Here is an 18,129-nt window from a genome sequence, read left to right as displayed (position 1 = left end):
GCCACTCGCCGAAAGGGCTAGAGCCGCGCGGAATGAAGTTCGAACGCCTCACCGTTCCTCAATGGCAGCTACCTGACCTCGTCGCCTTCAATGAGAGGGTCCGGGATCGAATCGAGCCTTGGTGGCAGCGCAAATGGGTCCGTCGCGGCACCTGGACCGCGCTCGGCCTGTTCGTTTTTTTCTCCGGAGTGTGGCTGTATTTCGCTAGCGGCCTTCCATCTTCGGAAAAACTCCTGGCCTATGAGCCTCCGCTTCCGACCAACGTGCGCGGCTATGACGGAGACCTGGTACAGACTTTCGCGCGCGAGCGACGCGTCGAGCTCGCCTATGACGAATTCCCGCCCTTGGTCGTCAATGCGTTCATCTCGGCCGAGGACAAGACCTTCTTCCGTCACGGCGGCATCGATTATGCGGGGCTGATCGGAGCGGTCGCCGACTTCACGACCAAGAGCGTGACGGGCGGTGGACGCGCGAAAGGCGGCTCCACGATCACGCAGCAGGTCGCTAAATATCTGCTCAAGGACAGCAGCTACAATATCGGCCGGAAAATCCGCGAGGCGATCCTGGCGTTCAGGCTCGAATCGACCCTGAGCAAGCAGCAGATCCTGGAAATCTACCTCAACTCTATCTTCCTTGGCCGCAATGCCTACGGCGTCCAGTCGGCCGCGCGCGCTTATTTCGACAAGGACATCAACGAGCTTACGCTGCCGGAAGCCGCTTATCTCGCAGTCCTCCCCAAGGCTCCAGCCAATTACGACCCGGTCAGAGCGACGCAGAAGGCGCTCGATCGCCGCAACTACGTGCTGCGGGAGATGTATCGCAACGGCTACATCAGCGAGGAGCAATGGCGCGAGGCGGCCACGATGCCGCTCGGCACGATCCGCTACGGCAGCAACGAGAAGTTCCGCCAGCAGGGCGGCTATTTCATGGAAGATGTTCGCCGCAGCCTGATGAAGCAGTTCGGCGAGAATGCCGACAATGGGCCAAACAGCGTCTACGCCGGCGGATTGTGGGTTCGCACGTCGATGAACCCAATGATGCAGGACGCGGCCGCCGAAGCCCTCCGAGAAGGACTTGCGAAGTTCGACGGCGCGGGGCGCGGCTGGATCGACACCGAAAAGAGCGTCGATCTCTCCGGCGATTGGGCGGGTGCGCTCGACCGGGCGCCGATCGGCGTCGGTTTCACAGACTGGCGCAAGGCAGTCGTGCTCTCCAAGAACGCAGGAGAAGCCCGGATCGGATTCACCAACGGATCGTCCGGAACGCTAGCTCGGTCGGCAGCCGCCATGCCTAAGCGGGGCGTGGGCGGCGTTGCGTTCGATTATCTGCGTCCGGGCATGATCATCATCGTCAAGCAAGAGAGCCCAGGCGCCTATGCGCTGCGCTCGGTGCCGAAGATCGGCGGTGGATTTGTCGCAGAAGAAGTGCACACGGGCCGCGTCCTGGCGATGCAGGGCGGCTTCGATGTCGTCGGGTCGGCCTACAACCGCGCCACGCAGGCGCTTCGCCAGCCGGGTTCGGCGTTCAAGCCCATCGTTTATGTGACGGCGCTTGAGAACGGAATGACGCCTGCGTCGATCATCGTGGACGCGCCTTTCTGCGTCTATCAGGGCGCGGGGCTCGGCAATAAGTGCTTCGTGAACTTCGACCGCCGTTATGCGGGGCCGCATACGATGCGCTGGGGCGTCGAGCAGTCCCGTAACCTGATGACGGTTCGGGCCGCGTCTGAGACCGGCATGCCGAAGGTCATCGCCAATGCGAAGAAGCTCGGCGTCGGCGACTTCCCGAACTATCTGTCTATCGCGCTGGGCGCGGGCGAAACGACCGTTCAGCGGCTCGTCAACGCTTATGCGATCCTGGCCAACCAGGGCCGGTCGGTGCGTCCCACCACGATCGATTATGTGCAGGACCGGAACGGCAAGGTGATCTTCCGAACCGACAATCGCTGCGCTCTGATGGAAAATTGCAATGCGGCGGATTGGGACGGCAAGACGATGCCGCGCCCCCCCAGCCGAACGCGTCAATTGCTCGACCCGATGGCCGCCTTCCAGATGGTCCACATCATGACCGGCGTGATCGAGCGCGGCACCGCGACCGTGCTGCGTGACCTCGACCGGCCGCTATTCGGCAAGACGGGAACGACGTCAGGACCGACCAACGTGTGGTTCGTCGGCGGCACCCCTGACATCGTCGGTGGAGTGTACATGGGCTACGATCAGCCGCGGCCGATGGGTCATGCCGCGCAGGGCGGCCGCATCGCGGCGCCGATCTTCAAGCAATGGGCGCAGACCGCACTCAAGGACCAGCCAAAGGTGCCGTTCGTTGCGCCCGCCGGCATTCGCTGGGTTCGAATCGACAGGGCGAGCGGCAAGCGCGTCTACGGCGTGTTCCCGACCAAGGAAGACCCGAAATCCTCGGTGATCTGGGAGGCGTTCCAGCCGCAGACCGAACCGCGGCGCTCGTATCGGCGGTCGGGCAACCCCTATGGCGAAGAGGATGTCGACCCAAGGCAGCAACAGCTGCAGCAGCTGCAACGGCTGCAGCAGTTGCGGCAGCAGCAGAGAGCGGCCGCGGCGCAGCGGCCGAGGCAAGTCGCACCCCAGCCGCAGCCCAGCGTCTTGCCAACGACGAATACGCAATAATAGGGCTGTTGCCCGATAGGATTTACGAAGGTTCAGCGACATGCGCGCCGAAGCGCAGGCCCATATCGATCAGATCAATGCCGCCACGGCGCTTCTCCGCCGCTTTCTCGATTGGGATCGCGCCATGAAGCGACTGGATGAGCTGAATGCGAAGGTCGAGGACCCTAGCCTTTGGAACGATCCGAAGGCGGCGCAGGACGTCATGCGCGAACGGCGCCGCCTGGACGAGGCGATCGGAGCGACGCGCGCGATCGAGAGGGAACTGGCCGATACCGCCGAGCTGATCGAGCTTGCCGAGACAGAAGGGGACGACGCCCTCGTCGAGGACGGTATCCGCAGCCTCGCCGATCTCGCCGACCGCGCGGAGCGCGACAAGGTGGCGGCCCTCCTGGCCGGGGAAGCCGACGCGAACAGCGCCTATATCGAGGTGAACGCCGGGGCAGGGGGCACCGAAAGCCAGGACTGGGCGGAGATGCTGCTCCGCATGTACACGCGCTGGGGCGAGCGCCACCGCTACAAAGTCGAGATGATCGACCATCATTCAGGCGAGCAGGCGGGCATCAAGTCGGCAACGATCCTCGTCAAAGGCGAGAATGCCTACGGCAACTTGAAGACGGAGAGCGGGGTCCACCGGCTGGTACGGATCAGCCCGTATGATGCCAACGCTCGGCGCCACACCAGCTTCTCGAGCGTGTGGGTCTATCCGGAAGTCGACGAGGATATCGACATCCAGGTCGAGGACAAGGACCTTCGGATCGACACCTACAGGGCATCCGGCGCGGGAGGTCAGCACGTCAATACGACGGACAGCGCAGTCCGGATCACGCACATTCCCACTGGGATCGTCGTCGCCTGCCAGAACGAGCGGTCGCAGCACAAGAACCGCGCCTCGGCGATGAAGCAGCTGAAGGCGCGCCTGTACGAAGCGGAGCTGCAAAAACGGGAGGCCGAGGCGAACGCTGCCAATGCCGCCAAGACCGATATCGGGTGGGGCCACCAGATACGATCCTATGTGCTGCAACCATACCAGTTGGTGAAGGACCTGCGCACAGGAGTGACTTCGACGTCGCCGACGGATGTGCTGGATGGCGACCTCGACCGGTTCATGGCCGCGGCCCTGTCCCAACGCGTGACCGGAGAGACCGTCGAGGTCGAGGATGTGGAATAGGCGCGCAGCGGCGGCGCTAATCCTTGGGCTGGCCGCGTGCCGCGCGGAGCCGTCCCAGCCGCAATTCCCGAAGGCGGAACGCAAGGTCTCTCCGATTGTCGGCGACGCATTCTCAACGGAAGATGCTCGCGACCGCGTCGGCGAGGCCGAACAGGTCATACAACTTGCCGGCGTGAAGCCCGGAATGTCCGTAGCCGACGTCGGCGCCGGCGAAGGCTATTACACGGTTCGGCTGGCCCGCACGGTCGGGCCGAAGGGACGGGTCCTCGCGGAGGACATCATGCCGGCGGTCCGGGATTCGCTGAGTCAGCGGGTCCAGCGAGAACAGCTCGACAACGTCGCGGTGAAGCTCGGGAGCCCCGACAATCCGATGCTCCCGCAGCAGTCGTTCGATCGAGTCTTCCTCGTCCACATGTACCACGAGGTGCAATCGCCCTACGCGTTCCTGTGGCACTTGCGAGATGCCCTGAAGCCGGGCGGTCTGGTGATCGTGGTCGATTCCAATCGAGCCACGGATCGTCATGGCATCCCACCGCAGCAGCTTCGCTGCGAACTCGCCGCGCTAGCGCTCCAGTCGGCCCACTTCGAGGAACTGCCGAGCAGCGACGCTTATCTGATGGCGTTTCGGTCGGCCGGGCCGAAGCCGGAACCCTCCAAAATCAAACCTTGCCGATCCGAACGAAGCTAAAGCCAGCCCGTCCGCCTGAAACGTGCGTAGAGCAGCAGGCAGATCATGACGATGACCCCGACAACGACGTAATAGCCATATTGGGTGCTCAGCTCCGGCATGTTGTGGAAGTTCATGCCGTAGATGCCCGCGATCGCCGTCGGAACCGCGAGAATCGCCGCCCAGGCGGCAAGCTGCCGAGTGATCGTGCCCTGCCGCTGTTGCTCGAGTAGCGAGCTGAACTCGAAAACGCCGGCAAGGACGTCCCGAAGTCCGTCTACGCGAGCCTGGACCCGTCGGATGTGGTCCGAAACATCGCGAAAGTAGATTCGCGCTTCCGGGTCTACGCAGGGCAGCTCCTGCCGGGCGAGCTTGCTCGCCACTTCCCCCATCGGACCGAGGATGCGCTGGAAGCGGATGAGCTCGCGGCGGACGGTGAAAATGCGACTGACCTCATCGCGGCCCAGAAAGCTGTCGATGGCCTTGGTCTCCATCTCCAGAACCTCTTCCTCGAGGTCCTCGATGAGAGGCAGATATCCGTCGACGATATAGTCGAGGATCGCGTGAAGCAGGTAATCGACCCCGTGCATGAGCAGCCTGGGCGCCTTTTCCAGCTGTTCGCGCAGCGCCGTATGCGCTCGGGTAGATCCATGGCGGACACTGATAATGTGGCTGTGCCCGACAAAGATCGCTGTCTCACCATAATCGATATGATCGCCTTCCAGGCGCGCCGTGCGGGCCACCACGAACAATTGGTCGCCGTAAACGTCGATCTTCGGCAACTGATCCGCCTTGATCGCGTCTTCGACTGCCAGTGGGTGGAGATCGTAGCAATTGGCGAGCGAGCGCATCTCGTCCTGTGTGGGATCGGCGATCCCGATCCAGACGAACTCGCTTTTCACCTCCCGGCAACTGACCGGCTCGTCGATCTTGATCGACCTCACACGGTGCCCGTCGCGATACAGATATGCGGCAACAACAGCCATGGCGGCCCACTACTCCACGGAGTGCGGTGGCACTAGCTGCCCAATGCGATCCTAGAGCAGCCCCATGCTCCTCAAGCTCGTGCAGTCGCCACCGGCGAATATGAGGTGGTCAATCACGGCACAGTCGAGCGCTTGAACGGCCGCCGCGAGGCGGCGGGTAGCGCGGCAATCCGAATCGCCGGGCGTCGCATCTCCGCTCGGATGATTGTGGGCGAGCACGATTCCAGCGCTGCCATGAATCGCCGCATCGACCACGATCTCGCGAAGCGGGAACGACGTACCGGTTTCGTCTCCTTGGTGCTGGGACAGGTGGAGGCAGCGCGCCTCGTCGTCGAGATGAGCGACGATCAGCCGTTCCCGCGAGGGGTCGGCGTCTGAAAAGCAAGCCGCGAAGAAGGATTGCGCAACGCTCAGGCCATCGAGCTTGAGCGGCGGTTCGGCACGCTGGTAACGCATCGTGCCAGCTTAAGAGTGAGTGCCGTGATGGCCAGTTCAACCAAGTCGGAACTGGACTCCGTTATGGATGTATCGACAGCCGTTGGACGAGGCCGCCGTCTTCGTTAGGGTAGAGCCATGCGCCAATATCTCGCCTTGATGCAGCAAATCCTCGACGAGGGCGTCGAGCAGCAGGACCGTACCGGAACCGGCACCTTGTCGCTCTTCGGGGGGCAGATGCGATTCGACCTGGCGGATGGCTTTCCGTTGCTCACCACCAAGAAGCTGCACCTGCGCTCGATCATAGTCGAGCTTCTATGGTTCCTGCGGGGCGACACGAACATCCGCTGGCTGAAGGATCGCAACGTCAGCATCTGGGACGAATGGGCAAACGAGGAGGGCGACCTCGGCCCTGTCTACGGGAAGCAATGGCGCAACTGGGAAACGGCCGATGGGCGGCATGTCGACCAGATCGCCAATCTCGTGGATCTCATTCGTCGCGACCCCTATTCGCGGCGACAGATCGTCACCGCCTGGAATCCGGGGGAAATACAGCGGATGGCGCTGGCGCCCTGCCATTGCCTGTTCCAGACGCAAGTTGCCGCCGGCAGGCTGAACCTTCAGCTCTACCAGCGCAGCGCAGATTTCTTCCTTGGCGTCCCGTTCAACATCGCCAGCTATGCGTTGCTTACGCACATGCTGGCTCGAGAGGCGGGGCTGCAGCCGGGGACTTTCGTGTGGACCGGAGGCGACGTCCACCTGTACTCGAACCACCTGGAGCAGGCCCGCCTTCAGCTATCGCGCGATCCGCGACCGCTGCCCCAGCTCGTGATCAAGGATCGTGGCCAAGGCCTGTTCGACTACGAGCCTGAAGACTTCGTCTTCGAGAATTACGAACCGCACCCGCACATTTCGGCGCCCGTCGCCGTCTGACGGCAATTCGCCGATAACCGACAAGACGATTGCGCTTCCGGAATGGAGCGCAATGCCGTTCGCCGCGTTAGACCTGCCGTTGATAAGAAAGAGGAGGCTCACATGCTTCAGAAAGTTGCCAGCGTTGCCTTGATCTGCGCCACCTTGGCGATTGCGGCCTGCAACACCGTTCACGGGGCTGCGGCGGACGTCAATTCGGTCGCGAATTGCACCGAGAACACGATCAACGGCGGCAAGTGCTGAAGTCGTTCAGCCAGTAGACAAACTGCTGTTCGTAACGCCATGATTGTTCCGGATGCTTAATGGAGGAGCGATCAATGGTTCGGAAGATAATGACGGTTGTTCTCATCGGCGGAGCTCTCGGAATCGCCGCTTGCAACACCGTCCGCGGGGCCGCCGCTGATGTGAACTCGGTTGCGAACTGTACCGAGAACACGATGAACACAGGCCACTGCAAGTAACGCGTTTGACCGCTCGACAGCGGTAAAAAAGACCCCGCCGGATCGCTCCGACGGGGTCTTTATTTTGCCCTCGCTAGAAGGGTTTAGTTAGTCTTGCAGATAATCGCCGGCGTCGGCATCGGTGCCGTGACCGCTCGGAACGACTGCGGCGAGAGGATCGTCGCCCGTTCCGGTGTTATCCCGCGGCGAACGTGCATTTTCGGCCGCGCGCAGCTCTTCCGCAGAATCCGGAGCAATCAGCGCCTCCTGCATCCGGCGGTGTGCAGCGCGAAGCGCCGTGTCCCGCGATGACGCAGCGACCCGCAGGCGGTTCATGCCTGCACCGGTTCCGGCGGGGATCAGGCGACCCACGATCACGTTCTCCTTGAGACCCATGAGCGTGTCCGTCTTGCCCTGCACGGCAGCCTCGGTCAGCACGCGCGTCGTCTCCTGGAACGATGCCGCAGAGATGAAGCTGCGGGTCTGGAGCGACGCCTTGGTGATGCCGAGGAGAACCGGCTTGCCTTCGGCGCGCTTCTGCTTCTTCTCCAGCTTCGAGTTGATGTCGTCCATCTCCTCGCGGTCGACCTGCTCGCCCGGCAGCAACGTCGTGTCGCCGCCGTCCGTGATCTCAACCTTCTGCAGCATCTGGCGAACGATCACCTCGATGTGCTTGTCGTTGATCTTCACGCCCTGCAGTCGATAGACTTCCTGGATCTCGCTCACGAGATACTCGGCCAGGGCCTCGATCCCGAGCACTTCCAGGATGTCATGCGGATCGGGCGAACCGCCGACGAGGTTGTCGCCGCGCTTCACATAATCGCCTTCCTGGACGTCGATGATCTTCGACTTCGGCACGAGATACTCGACCGGCTCCGAACCGTCGTCCGGCACGATCGCGATCTTACGCTTCGCCTTGTAGTCGCGCATGAAGGTCACCTTGCCGGAGACTTTCGCGATGATCGCGTTTTCCTTCGGCTTGCGTGCTTCAAAGAGCTCGGCGACGCGGGGAAGACCGCCGGTGATGTCACGCGTACGCGCCGCTTCGCGGGGCATACGGGCGAGCACCTCGCCGGCTTCGACCGTCTGGCCATCTTCCACAGCGACGATCGCTCCGGCCGCGAGACGATAAACGCCCGCCTCCTTTGCGGCCTTGCCGGTCAGGGTCAGCCGCGGATGCAGGCTTTCCTTCTTCGACTTGGCCGTATCGTCAGTGACGACGCGCTGCGTGATTCCGGTCGACTCGTCGAGCTGCTCCGTCATCGTCCGGTTCTCGATCAGGTCCTGGTATTTCACGGTACCGGCCTTCTCGGTGATCACCGGGCTGAACGACGGGTCCCACTCGGCGATGCGATCGCCACGGCTCACGATGTGGCCACTCTCACACAGCAAATGGGCGCCGTATGGGACGCGGTGCGTCGAGAGCTCGCGGCCGTCCATGTCGACGATCGCAATCTCGCCCGAGCGCGACAGCGACAGGTGGCGACCGCGCGGGTCGACAATCGTCGGCATGTCGCGAAACTCGATGGTGCCGTCCACCGGCGCCTCAAGGTTCGACTGCTCGTTGAGCTGCGCCGCGCCGCCGATGTGGAAGGTCCGCATCGTCAACTGCGTGCCCGGCTCACCGATCGACTGGGCAGCGATAACTCCGACCGCTTCTCCGATGTTCACCGGCGTACCCCGCGCAAGGTCGCGGCCGTAGCACTTGCCGCACACGCCCTGCTTCGAGGCGCAGACCAGAGGCGAGCGGATCTTGACGCCCTGGACGCCGATCTCCTCAAGCTTTGCGACCATCGCCTCGTCGAGCAGAGCGCCTTCGGCAATGACCACTTCGCTCGTCTTAGGATCGATGATGTCTTCGGCAGTCGTGCGTCCGAGCACGCGCTCGGCCAGCGACGCGATCGTCGCGCCACCCTGAACGATGGCACGCATCTCAAGAGCGCGGTCGGTGCCGCAATCTTCTTCGATGATCACGGCATCCTGCGACACGTCGACGAGACGGCGGGTCAGGTAACCCGAGTTCGCCGTCTTGAGCGCGGTGTCGGCAAGTCCCTTGCGGGCGCCGTGGGTCGAGTTGAAGTATTCAAGGACGGTCAGGCCTTCCTTGAAGTTCGAGATGATCGGCGTTTCGATGATCTCGCCTGAGGGCTTGGCCATGAGGCCGCGCATGCCCGCGAGCTGCTTGATCTGGGCCTGCGAGCCACGAGCGCCGGAGTGGGCCATCATGTAAATGGAGTTCAGGTCTGCCTGGCGACCGTTGGCCAGTTTGGGGGTCGCCGAGATTTCCTTCATCATGGCGCTTGCAACCTGATCGCCGCAACGCGACCAGGCGTCGATCACCTTGTTGTACTTTTCCTGCTGGGTGATCAGGCCGTCCTGATATTGCTGCTCGTAGTCCTTCACGAGCGCGCGCGTCTCGTCGACCAGCTTCTCCTTGGCGGCGGGGATGACCATGTCGTCCTTGCCGAACGAAATGCCGGCCGCAAAAGCGTGGCGGAAGCCGAGCTGCATGATCGCGTCGGCGAACAGCACGGTCTCCTTCTGGCCAGTGTGGCGATAGACGATGTCGATGACGTCGCCGATCTCCTTCTTGGTCAGCACCTTGTTGACGGTCTCGAAGGGGACCTTGTGGCTCTTCGGAAGCGTCTCGCCGAGCAGCATGCGGCCAGCGGTCGTCTCGAACCGCTTCATGTAGGTGTTGCCCTGCTCGTCGGTCTGCGGGACACGGCTGACAATCTTCGAGTGAAGCGTCACGGCGCCTGCGGCGATCGCCTGGTGCACCTCGGCCATGTCGGATAGCAGCATGCCTTCGCCCGGCTCTCCCTCCTTCTCGAGCGAGAGATAATAGAGGCCGAGGACCATGTCCTGCGAAGGGACGATGATCGGCTTGCCGTTGGCGGGCGAGAGGATGTTGTTGGTCGACATCATCAGCACGCGGGCTTCCAGCTGTGCCTCAAGACTCAGCGGAACGTGCACGGCCATCTGGTCGCCGTCGAAGTCGGCGTTGAAGGCGGCGCAGACCAGCGGGTGAAGCTGGATCGCCTTGCCCTCGATCAGGACCGGCTCGAACGCCTGGATGCCGAGGCGGTGAAGCGTCGGTGCGCGGTTCAGAAGAACGGGGTGCTCGCGGATTACCTCATCGAGGATGTCCCAGACTTCCTTGCGCTCTTTTTCGACCCACTTCTTCGCCTGCTTGAGGGTCATTGAGAGGCCCTTGGCGTCGAGGCGGGAGTAGATGAACGGCTTGAAGAGCTCCAAAGCCATCTTCTTCGGCAGGCCGCACTGGTGCAGCTTGAGCTCCGGACCGGTCACGATGACCGAACGGCCTGAATAGTCGACGCGCTTGCCGAGCAGGTTCTGGCGGAATCGGCCCTGCTTACCCTTGAGCATGTCGGACAGGGACTTCAGCGGACGCTTGTTGGCGCCGGTGATCGTGCGGCCGCGGCGGCCATTGTCGAACAATGCGTCGACTGCTTCCTGCAGCATTCGCTTTTCGTTGCGGACGATGATGTCCGGGGCACGCAGCTCCATCAGCCGCTTCAAGCGATTGTTACGGTTGATGACGCGGCGATAAAGGTCGTTGAGGTCCGACGTAGCGAAGCGGCCGCCATCCAGCGGCACCAGCGGACGGAGTTCCGGCGGAATGACCGGAATGACTTCCATGATCATCCACTCAGGTCGATTGCCAGACTCGAGGAAGCTTTCGACGACCTTCAGCCGCTTGATGATCTTCTTCGGCTTCAGCTCCGACTTCGTCTCCGCGAGCTCCTTGAGCAGCGTTTCCTTCTCACCCGCGAGGTCGAGGTCCATGAGCATGGTCTTGACCGCTTCAGCGCCGATGCCGGCGGAGAAGGCGTCTTCGCCATATTCATCCTGCGCGGACAGAAGCTCATCTTCGGTCAGGAGCTGGTACTTCTCGAGCGCGGTCAGGCCCGGCTCGATCACCACGTAGCTCTCGAAATAGAGGATACGCTCCAGCTGCTTGAGCTGCATGTCGAGGAGGAGGCCGATGCGGCTCGGCAGCGACTTCAGGAACCAGATGTGCGCAACCGGGGCGGCAAGCTCGATATGGCCCATGCGCTCGCGGCGAACCTTGGACACGGTCACCTCGACGCCGCACTTTTCGCAAACGATGCCCTTGTACTTCATGCGCTTGTACTTGCCGCACAAGCACTCATAGTCCTTGATCGGGCCGAAGATGCGCGCACAGAACAAGCCGTCACGCTCGGGCTTGAACGTCCGGTAGTTGATCGTTTCCGGCTTCTTGATCTCGCCGAACGACCAGCTGCGGATCTTGTCCGGCGACGCGATGCCGATGCGGATCTCGTCGAAGGTCTCCGGCTTGGCGATCGGATTGGCGAAGGGGGTCAGTTCGTTCATTCTTTAGGCTCCTGACCCCTCCCGCGGACGGGAGGGGCCTGATTGGAAGTTCTGTTATTCGGCGGCGATTGCGGTCGGTTCCGCGTCCGGATCCGCGACGCTGTCGAGTTCCACGCTGAGGCCGAGCGAGCGCATTTCCTTGACGAGCACATTGAAGCTCTCCGGAATGCCCGCCTCGAACGTGTCATCGCCCTTGACGATCGCTTCGTAGACCTTGGTGCGGCCGATCACGTCGTCGGACTTGACCGTCAGCATCTCCTGAAGCGTGTAGGCGGCGCCATAAGCCTGGAGCGCCCACACCTCCATTTCGCCGAAGCGCTGGCCACCGAACTGCGCCTTGCCGCCCAGCGGCTGCTGGGTGACGAGCGAGTAGGGGCCGATCGAGCGCGCGTGGATCTTGTCGTCCACGAGGTGATGCAGCTTCAGCATGTAGATGTAGCCCACCGTCACCTTGCGGTCGAAAGGATTGCCGGTACGGCCGTCGAACAGGGTCACCTGTCCCGACGGATCGAGACCCGCCTTTTCGAGCATCGCCGAAACATCCGGCTCGCGAGCGCCGTCGAACACCGGGGTGCCCATCGGGACGCCAGCCGTGAGGTTGGAGGCAAGATCGATGACCGCATCGTCGTCGCGCGCGTCGATGTCCTTGGCATAATGATCGCCGTAGACGTCCTTGAGCTTCGTCCGCAGCGACTTGGCGTCTTTGCCTGAAAGCTCCTTGCCGCGCTCGTGCATGCCTTCGAGCATCTCCTGGATCTGCCGGCCAAGACCACGCGAAGCCCAGCCCAGGTGCGTTTCGAAGATCTGCCCGACGTTCATGCGCGAGGGCACGCCCAGCGGGTTGAGCACGATGTCGACCGGCGTTCCGTCCTCGAGGAACGGCATGTCCTCCTGCGGCAGGATGCGGCTGATCACGCCCTTGTTGCCGTGACGGCCGGCCATCTTGTCGCCCGGCTGAAGCTTGCGCTTAACGGCGACGAAGACCTTGACCATCTTGAGCACGCCCGGCGGCAGCTCGTCGCCGCGCTCGAGCTTCTCGACGCGATCCTCGAAGCGCCGGGTGATGGCATTGTTGGCCTCGTCATACTGAGCCTTGAGCGCCTCGATGTCGGCCTGGCGCTTGTCGTCCTTGACGGCGACCTTCCACCACTCGTGACGATCGACGAACTCCAGCGTCTCGTCATCGAGGGTCGAGCCCTTCTTGATGCCCTTCGGAGCAGCCGTCGCGACCTGCTTCAGAAGCATCTCGCGAAGGCGGGAGAAGGTGGCGCGGTTGAGAATGCCGCGCTCGTCGTCGGCGTCCTTCTTGAGCCGCTCCTTCTCCTCGGTCTGGATGGCGCGGGTACGGTCGTCGATGTCGATGCCGTGCCGGTTGAAGACGCGCACCTCGACAACCGTTCCGCTTACGCCCGGCGGAAGCCGCAGCGACGTGTCGCGAACGTCCGAGGCCTTTTCGCCGAAGATGGCGCGGAGAAGCTTCTCCTCCGGCGTCATTGGGCTTTCGCCCTTCGGCGTGATCTTGCCGACCAGGATGTCGCCCGGCTCAACCTCGGCGCCGATGTAGACGATCCCCGCCTCGTCGAGGTTGCGAAGCGCTTCCTCGCCGACGTTGGGGATGTCGCGGGTGATGTCTTCCGGCCCAAGTTTCGTATCGCGGGCCATGACCTCGAACTCTTCGATGTGGATCGAGGTGAAGACGTCGTCCTTCACGATCCGCTCGGAGATCAGGATCGAGTCCTCATAATTGTACCCGTTCCACGGCATGAACGCGACGAGCACGTTCCGTCCGAGCGCCAGCTCGCCATATTCGGTCGAAGGTCCGTCGGCGATTGTCTCGCCGGCCTCGACCGTGTCACCCACCTTCACCAGCGGACGCTGGTTGATGCAGGTGTTCTGGTTCGAGCGCTGGAACTTCATCAGCGTGTAGATGTCGACGCCGGATTCGCCGGGTTTCAGCTCGCCCGTGACGCGAACCACGATACGGGTAGCGTCGACCTGGTCGACGACGCCCGACCGGCGGGCCGCGATGGCTGCGCCGGAATCGCGAGCCACGGTCTCCTCCATGCCTGTGCCGACGAGCGGCGCTTCAGCCTGGAGCAGGGGCACGGCCTGCCGCTGCATGTTCGAGCCCATGAGCGCGCGGTTGGCGTCGTCGTTTTCGAGGAACGGAATGAGCGAGGCGGCGACCGACACCAGCTGCTTCGGGCTGACGTCCATCAGGGTGATTTGCTCGCGGGGAGCGATCAGGAAGTCGCCGTTGCGGCGTGCCGAAACGATTTCTTCGCCGAAGGTCCCGTCCTTGTTCAGCTCGGCATTGGCCTGAGCGATCGTGTGCTTCGCCTCTTCCATCGCCGAAAGGTAGACGACTTCCTTCGTAACCTTGCCGTCGACGACCTTCCGGTACGGCGTCTCGATGAATCCGTACTTGTTGACCCGGCTGAAGCTCGCCAGCGAGTTGATGAGGCCGATGTTCGGGCCTTCCGGCGTCTCGATCGGGCAAATACGGCCATAGTGCGTCGGATGGACGTCGCGGACCTCGAAGCCGGCGCGCTCACGCGTGAGGCCGCCCGGCCCAAGCGCCGAGACACGGCGCTTGTGGGTGACTTCCGAAAGCGGATTGGTCTGGTCCATGAACTGGGACAGCTGCGACGATCCGAAGAACTCGCGCACCGCGGCAACCGCCGGCTTGGCGTTGATGAGGTCGTTCGGCATGACCGTCGACACGTCGACCGAGCTCATGCGCTCCTTGACCGCGCGCTCCATGCGGAGGAGGCCGACGCGATACTGGTTCTCCAGCAGCTCACCGACCGAGCGAACCCGGCGGTTGGCGAGGTTGTCGATGTCGTCAATCTCGCCCTTGCCGTCCTTCAGGTTCACGAGTTCCTGAACGACCGCCAGGATGTCCTCGCGGCGGAGCGTGGTCACGGTGTCCTCGGCGTCGAGGCCAAGGCGCATGTTGAGCTTCACGCGGCCGACCGCGGAAAGGTCGTAGCGCTCGGGGTCGAAGAACAACCCGTAGAAGAGCGCGTCGGCCGTTTCGCGCGTCGGCGGCTCGCCGGGGCGCATCACGCGATAGATGTCGGCAAGCGCGCTGTCGCCGTCCTCGGACTTGTCCGCCTTCAGCGTGTTGCGGATCCAGGGTCCAGTGTTGACGAAGTCGATGTCGAGCAGCTCGAGCGTCTTCACGCCTGCTTCGTCGAGCTTCGCGAGATTCTCCTCGCTGACCTCGTCGCCGGCCTCGATGTAGATCTCGCCGGTCTTCTCGTTGACGAGATCGTAAGCCGAGTAGCGGCCGAAGATTTCTTCGGTCGGGATGATGAGGTTCTTGACCCCGTCCTTGCCGGCCTGGTTGGCGCGGCGCGGCGTGATCTTCTCATTGGCCTTGAAGATGATCTCTCCGGTGTCGGCATCGACAACGTCGTGCGTCGGCTTCAGGCCGCGCCATGCCTCGGCCGAATACGGGATCTGCCAGCCGTTCTTGCCACGCGCATAGGAGACGCGGTTGTAGAACGTGTTGAGGATTTCCTCGCTGGACAAGCCGAGAGCGTGAAGCAGGGCTGTGACCGGCAGCTTGCGCTTGCGGTCGATACGGACGTTGACGATGTCCTTGGCGTCGAACTCGAAATCGAGCCAGCTGCCGCGGTAAGGGATGACGCGGGCGGCGAAGAGATACTTGCCAGACGCATGGGTCTTGCCGCGGTCATGATCGAACAGGACGCCCGGTGAACGGTGCATCTGGGACACGATGACGCGCTCGGTGCCGTTGATGATGAAGGTGCCGTTCATCGTCATGAGCGGCATGTCGCCCATGTAGACGTCCTGCTCCTTGATATCGATGACGGACTTGGCCTCGGTCTCGGGATCGATTTCGAAGGTGGTCAGGCGCAGGGTGACGCGCATGGGCGCGGCATAGGTAAGACCGCGCTGGCGGCACTCGTCGGTGTCGTACTTCGGATCTTCGAGCTCATAATGGTCGAAATCGAGGTGCGCGGTGCCCGCGAAGTCGACGATCGGGAAAACCGAGCGAAGGGTCTTTTCCAGGCCCGAGACGTAGCCCGTCTTCGGATCGGAACGGAGGAACTGTTCGTAGCTCTCGCGCTGAACCTCAATGAGGTTCGGCATTTCGGAGATCTCGTGGATATTGCCGAAGATCTTGCGGATGCGCCGCTGCTTGGTCTTGGCCCCGCTGGAGATATTGCGAGGTGCGTCGATCGCTTTGGTGGCCATTTGCTTCCCTGCGCTGCGCGGGGACGCATTTCGAGCGCCCCGCAATGGTTTCCGGCTTCAGCCGGTCGTTGTCTGGAGCGCTGTACCCGCAACCCTCTCCAATGCGTTTGGCCCGTGCGCCGTTCGGGCCCTGTCCCGGAGAGGACGGGAAAAGCCCCGGGGCGCACGTCACCGTGCGGCGGAGCCGTCTATTTGTTGGATTTGCCCGATATAGTCCTATTCGCGCGAGGCGCAAGCGTCTCCGCTCGACTTTTTCACCCGCGCGATGAAGTCGCGCGCTAAGTCGTCGGCTGTAGCAAACAGAGGCCGGACAGCCTCGATTTCACTTTCGAGCGACCGCCACTTGTCTTGCCGGGGCGCGGTCAACGTCATCCGGGAAGGCGGGAGGGTTGCGGGAAGCTCTCGATCCCAGCCCAGCTCCAGCGAGCTTGCCAGCCTTTCAACGCTCTGCTGGGGACTAGCAAGGAACTCATCGTAATCGAGGACGCGCACTTGGTCCGGAGGCAGTTCTTCGAGGTCCCGGACCAGAATGGTTGTGGTGATTGCCCATTGGCGCGCGACGATTTCCGGCCCGGGCAGATTGCGAAGCGACTCCCAGCCAGGGACGAGCAGGAACGACCATGAAGGGCCGGTCCAGTCGGGCAAACGCGGGTAGGTTCGAAAACGTCCTGACTCCCAGCCCCTCATCATGCTCGCAAGAGTTTGGCGTGGGTCGCGATAGAGATAGATGAATTTGGCGTCTGGCCACAGCGCCCGGAAAAAGGGAATCCGCAGCGCATTCTTGGGCGTCTTCTCGAGCATCCGCACTCGCCCCTCCGGGCGGGCGCCGGCTCGATCGCGGAGGGCCTCGTAAAACGATTGGGCAAGCCGCTCCGCGACCTCGGGGTTGAGGTCGTGCTCGGTGAGCCGATTTGAATCCCAGCCGCGAGTGAACGGGCCGAGTCCCGGAATGCGTTCGATCAGCCCGTGGCTCTCGTCGCCTACGGTGAAGAGCCCGCGCGCATGCGCAAGCGTCTCGAACAATAAGGTCGACCCCGAGCGTGGACTGCTCAGGATCAGCGTCGGGCGATCGAAGCGATCGCGATAAGGGATTTCGGTCATCCCGCTTCGCAGAGCTCTTCGCGGTCTCGCGCCGGAGCCTGAGAGATCGTGAAGCGGCTCGGCAGCTGCGTAAGGGGCTGATTCAGTCGCATCTGTTGGCTGGAGCCTTCTCGGTCGGGCCGGCATGACGGGCTTCTGCTATGGAATCAAGTTGCCGGTTTTCTCGCGGATGAATCTGCGGATCGTTGAATAAAATTCACTCAGATGGCAGCTTGTGCGCAACTTGCCCGTCAGGCCGCCTTCGCTCCGTTCGGTAGCCGCCTTCGAGGCGGCCGCTCGTCATGCAAGCTTCACCCGTGCAGCTGAAGAGCTCAACCTTACGCCCGGAGCGATCAGTCATGCGATCAAAGCCCTGGAGGATCGTCTTGACCAGCAATTGTTCATTCGGGAAGGCCGCTCGGTTGCCCTGACGCCCGCGGGTCAGACGCTAGCGGCGCGCGTCAGGCTTAGCCTGGGCCTGCTGTCCGATGCCTTCGACATCGCTCCCTGGCGCACGCTCGATCGGCTCGTTGTGTCCACGACTGCGTCGATCGCGCAGAAAATCTTGCTGCCGGAGCTGCGGACGCTGCGGGACGCGTGCGGCGATACCTCGCTCGATTTTCGCACGTCGAACGGTCTGGCCAACTTCGACGACGGCGTGGACGTGGCAATCCGCTTCGGCCCTGGCGGTTGGCGCGGAGTTCAGAGCAGGCTCCTGTCGCAGGAAGAACTCTTTCCGGTCGCGAGCCCCGAATATCTTCGAGGCGCGTTTCCCAAAGATGAGGCCGGGCTTCGAAACCACGTCCTGATCCACCATCCGGAAAGCAGCTGGCGCCTTTGGTTCATCGCGGGGACTGAGCCGGAAACATCCAGTCTTCACATCGATGACTCGGCGACGGTCCTTGAAGCGGCGGTCGCCGGCCATGGTATAGCGCTTGCTCGAGCGCAACTGGCGCGGAATGATCTCTCCTCCGGCCGGCTGGTACGTATATTCGAGCGCTCCGTACTTGCGGAATATGGATATTGGGCCGTCTGGAACGGCAGCTCACCCAAGCGCGCCGTTATCGAGGCCTTCGTGGATGCTGTCGCGTGGCTTTTCGACGCTCAAAACCCGGATCTTCGAATAAACTCCAATGAATAAGGGCGGCCGTGAAGCCGCCCTTTTCATTCA

The 18,129-nt window shown here is 62.7% G+C and carries 11 protein-coding genes; 6 read left to right on the top strand and 5 right to left on the bottom strand.

The features are described 5' to 3' along the window. Window positions 1-32 precede the first annotated feature (32 nt). Genes LZ538_RS01895 through LZ538_RS01885 form a run of 3 tightly spaced genes read left to right on the top strand, consistent with a single transcriptional unit; the run spans window position 33 to window position 4,498 of the window. Window positions 33-2,642, top strand: a complete 2,610-nt coding sequence (locus LZ538_RS01895; RefSeq protein ID WP_249830309.1) for a penicillin-binding protein 1A — start codon at window positions 33-35, stop codon at window positions 2,640-2,642. A gap of 40 nt (window positions 2,643-2,682) precedes the next feature. Continuing rightward, entirely contained in the window at window positions 2,683-3,810 is a 1,128-nt protein-coding gene (gene prfB / locus LZ538_RS01890; protein WP_249830308.1) for a peptide chain release factor 2, read from the top strand. Next, complete coding sequence (locus LZ538_RS01885) at window positions 3,800-4,498, top strand: class I SAM-dependent methyltransferase (RefSeq protein ID WP_249830307.1); 699 nt, start codon at window positions 3,800-3,802, stop codon at window positions 4,496-4,498. The genes prfB and LZ538_RS01885 overlap by 11 nt, the downstream gene beginning before the upstream one ends. Here the strand turns inward: LZ538_RS01885 and LZ538_RS01880 are convergent. After that, entirely contained in the window at window positions 4,495-5,463 is a 969-nt protein-coding gene (locus tag LZ538_RS01880; RefSeq protein ID WP_249830306.1) for a magnesium and cobalt transport protein CorA, read from the bottom strand. The two genes, LZ538_RS01885 and LZ538_RS01880, sit on opposite strands and share 4 nt — an antisense overlap. Before the next feature lie 51 nt (window positions 5,464-5,514). Further along, the gene (locus tag LZ538_RS01875) at window positions 5,515-5,919 is read right to left on the bottom strand and encodes a JAB domain-containing protein (RefSeq protein ID WP_249830305.1); all 405 of its coding nucleotides are present in this window, start codon (window positions 5,917-5,919) and stop codon (window positions 5,515-5,517) included. A gap of 117 nt (window positions 5,920-6,036) precedes the next feature. Between LZ538_RS01875 and LZ538_RS01870 the strand changes: the two genes are divergently transcribed. Next, on the top strand, window positions 6,037-6,831 hold the full coding sequence (locus LZ538_RS01870; RefSeq protein ID WP_249830304.1) for a thymidylate synthase: 795 nt from the start codon (window positions 6,037-6,039) through the stop codon (window positions 6,829-6,831). A 102-nt stretch (window positions 6,832-6,933) separates the two neighbouring features. Beyond that, window positions 6,934-7,074 (top strand): entericidin EcnA/B family protein, encoded by a 141-nt coding sequence (locus LZ538_RS01865; protein WP_249830303.1) that lies wholly within the window; start codon window positions 6,934-6,936, stop codon window positions 7,072-7,074. A 305-nt stretch (window positions 7,075-7,379) separates the two neighbouring features. Here LZ538_RS01865 and rpoC read toward each other — a convergent pair whose 3' ends face one another. The 3 genes from rpoC to LZ538_RS01845 form a co-directional block, all read right to left on the bottom strand. After that, complete coding sequence (gene rpoC / locus LZ538_RS01855; protein WP_249830301.1) at window positions 7,380-11,651, bottom strand: DNA-directed RNA polymerase subunit beta'; 4,272 nt, start codon at window positions 11,649-11,651, stop codon at window positions 7,380-7,382. A gap of 54 nt (window positions 11,652-11,705) precedes the next feature. Then, entirely contained in the window at window positions 11,706-15,878 is a 4,173-nt protein-coding gene (gene rpoB, locus LZ538_RS01850) for a DNA-directed RNA polymerase subunit beta (protein ID WP_249830300.1), read from the bottom strand. Between the two features lie 216 nt (window positions 15,879-16,094). Beyond that, the gene (locus tag LZ538_RS01845; RefSeq protein ID WP_249830299.1) at window positions 16,095-16,979 is read right to left on the bottom strand and encodes a sulfotransferase family protein; all 885 of its coding nucleotides are present in this window, start codon (window positions 16,977-16,979) and stop codon (window positions 16,095-16,097) included. A 214-nt stretch (window positions 16,980-17,193) separates the two neighbouring features. Here LZ538_RS01845 and LZ538_RS01840 point away from each other — a divergent pair, with 214 nt between their 5' ends. Next, the gene (locus LZ538_RS01840; RefSeq protein WP_249830298.1) at window positions 17,194-18,099 is read left to right on the top strand and encodes a LysR substrate-binding domain-containing protein; all 906 of its coding nucleotides are present in this window, start codon (window positions 17,194-17,196) and stop codon (window positions 18,097-18,099) included. Window positions 18,100-18,129 lie beyond the last annotated feature (30 nt).

It is taken from the genome of Sphingomonas hankyongi (assembly GCF_023516575.1).
In the GTDB taxonomy this organism is placed as follows: domain Bacteria; phylum Pseudomonadota; class Alphaproteobacteria; order Sphingomonadales; family Sphingomonadaceae; genus Sphingomicrobium; species Sphingomicrobium hankyongi.
Note: the sequence above shows the minus strand (reverse complement) of the source record. Positions and strands in the feature narration are given on the sequence as shown.

Bases quoted from the DNA above. Each gene is read 5' to 3' on its own strand.
- LZ538_RS01895 (WP_249830309.1), top strand. From the start codon at position 33: ATGAAGTTCGAACGCCTCACCGTTCCTCAATGGCAGCTACCTGACCTC.
- prfB (WP_249830308.1), top strand. From the start codon at position 2,683: ATGCGCGCCGAAGCGCAGGCCCATATCGATCAGATCAATGCCGCCACG.
- LZ538_RS01885 (WP_249830307.1), top strand. From the start codon at position 3,800: ATGTGGAATAGGCGCGCAGCGGCGGCGCTAATCCTTGGGCTGGCCGCG.
- LZ538_RS01880 (WP_249830306.1), bottom strand. From the start codon at position 5,463: ATGGCTGTTGTTGCCGCATATCTGTATCGCGACGGGCACCGTGTGAGG.
- LZ538_RS01875 (WP_249830305.1), bottom strand. From the start codon at position 5,919: ATGCGTTACCAGCGTGCCGAACCGCCGCTCAAGCTCGATGGCCTGAGC.
- LZ538_RS01870 (WP_249830304.1), top strand. From the start codon at position 6,037: ATGCGCCAATATCTCGCCTTGATGCAGCAAATCCTCGACGAGGGCGTC.
- LZ538_RS01865 (WP_249830303.1), top strand. From the start codon at position 6,934: ATGCTTCAGAAAGTTGCCAGCGTTGCCTTGATCTGCGCCACCTTGGCG.
- rpoC (WP_249830301.1), bottom strand. From the start codon at position 11,651: ATGAACGAACTGACCCCCTTCGCCAATCCGATCGCCAAGCCGGAGACC.
- rpoB (WP_249830300.1), bottom strand. From the start codon at position 15,878: ATGGCCACCAAAGCGATCGACGCACCTCGCAATATCTCCAGCGGGGCC.
- LZ538_RS01845 (WP_249830299.1), bottom strand. From the start codon at position 16,979: ATGACCGAAATCCCTTATCGCGATCGCTTCGATCGCCCGACGCTGATC.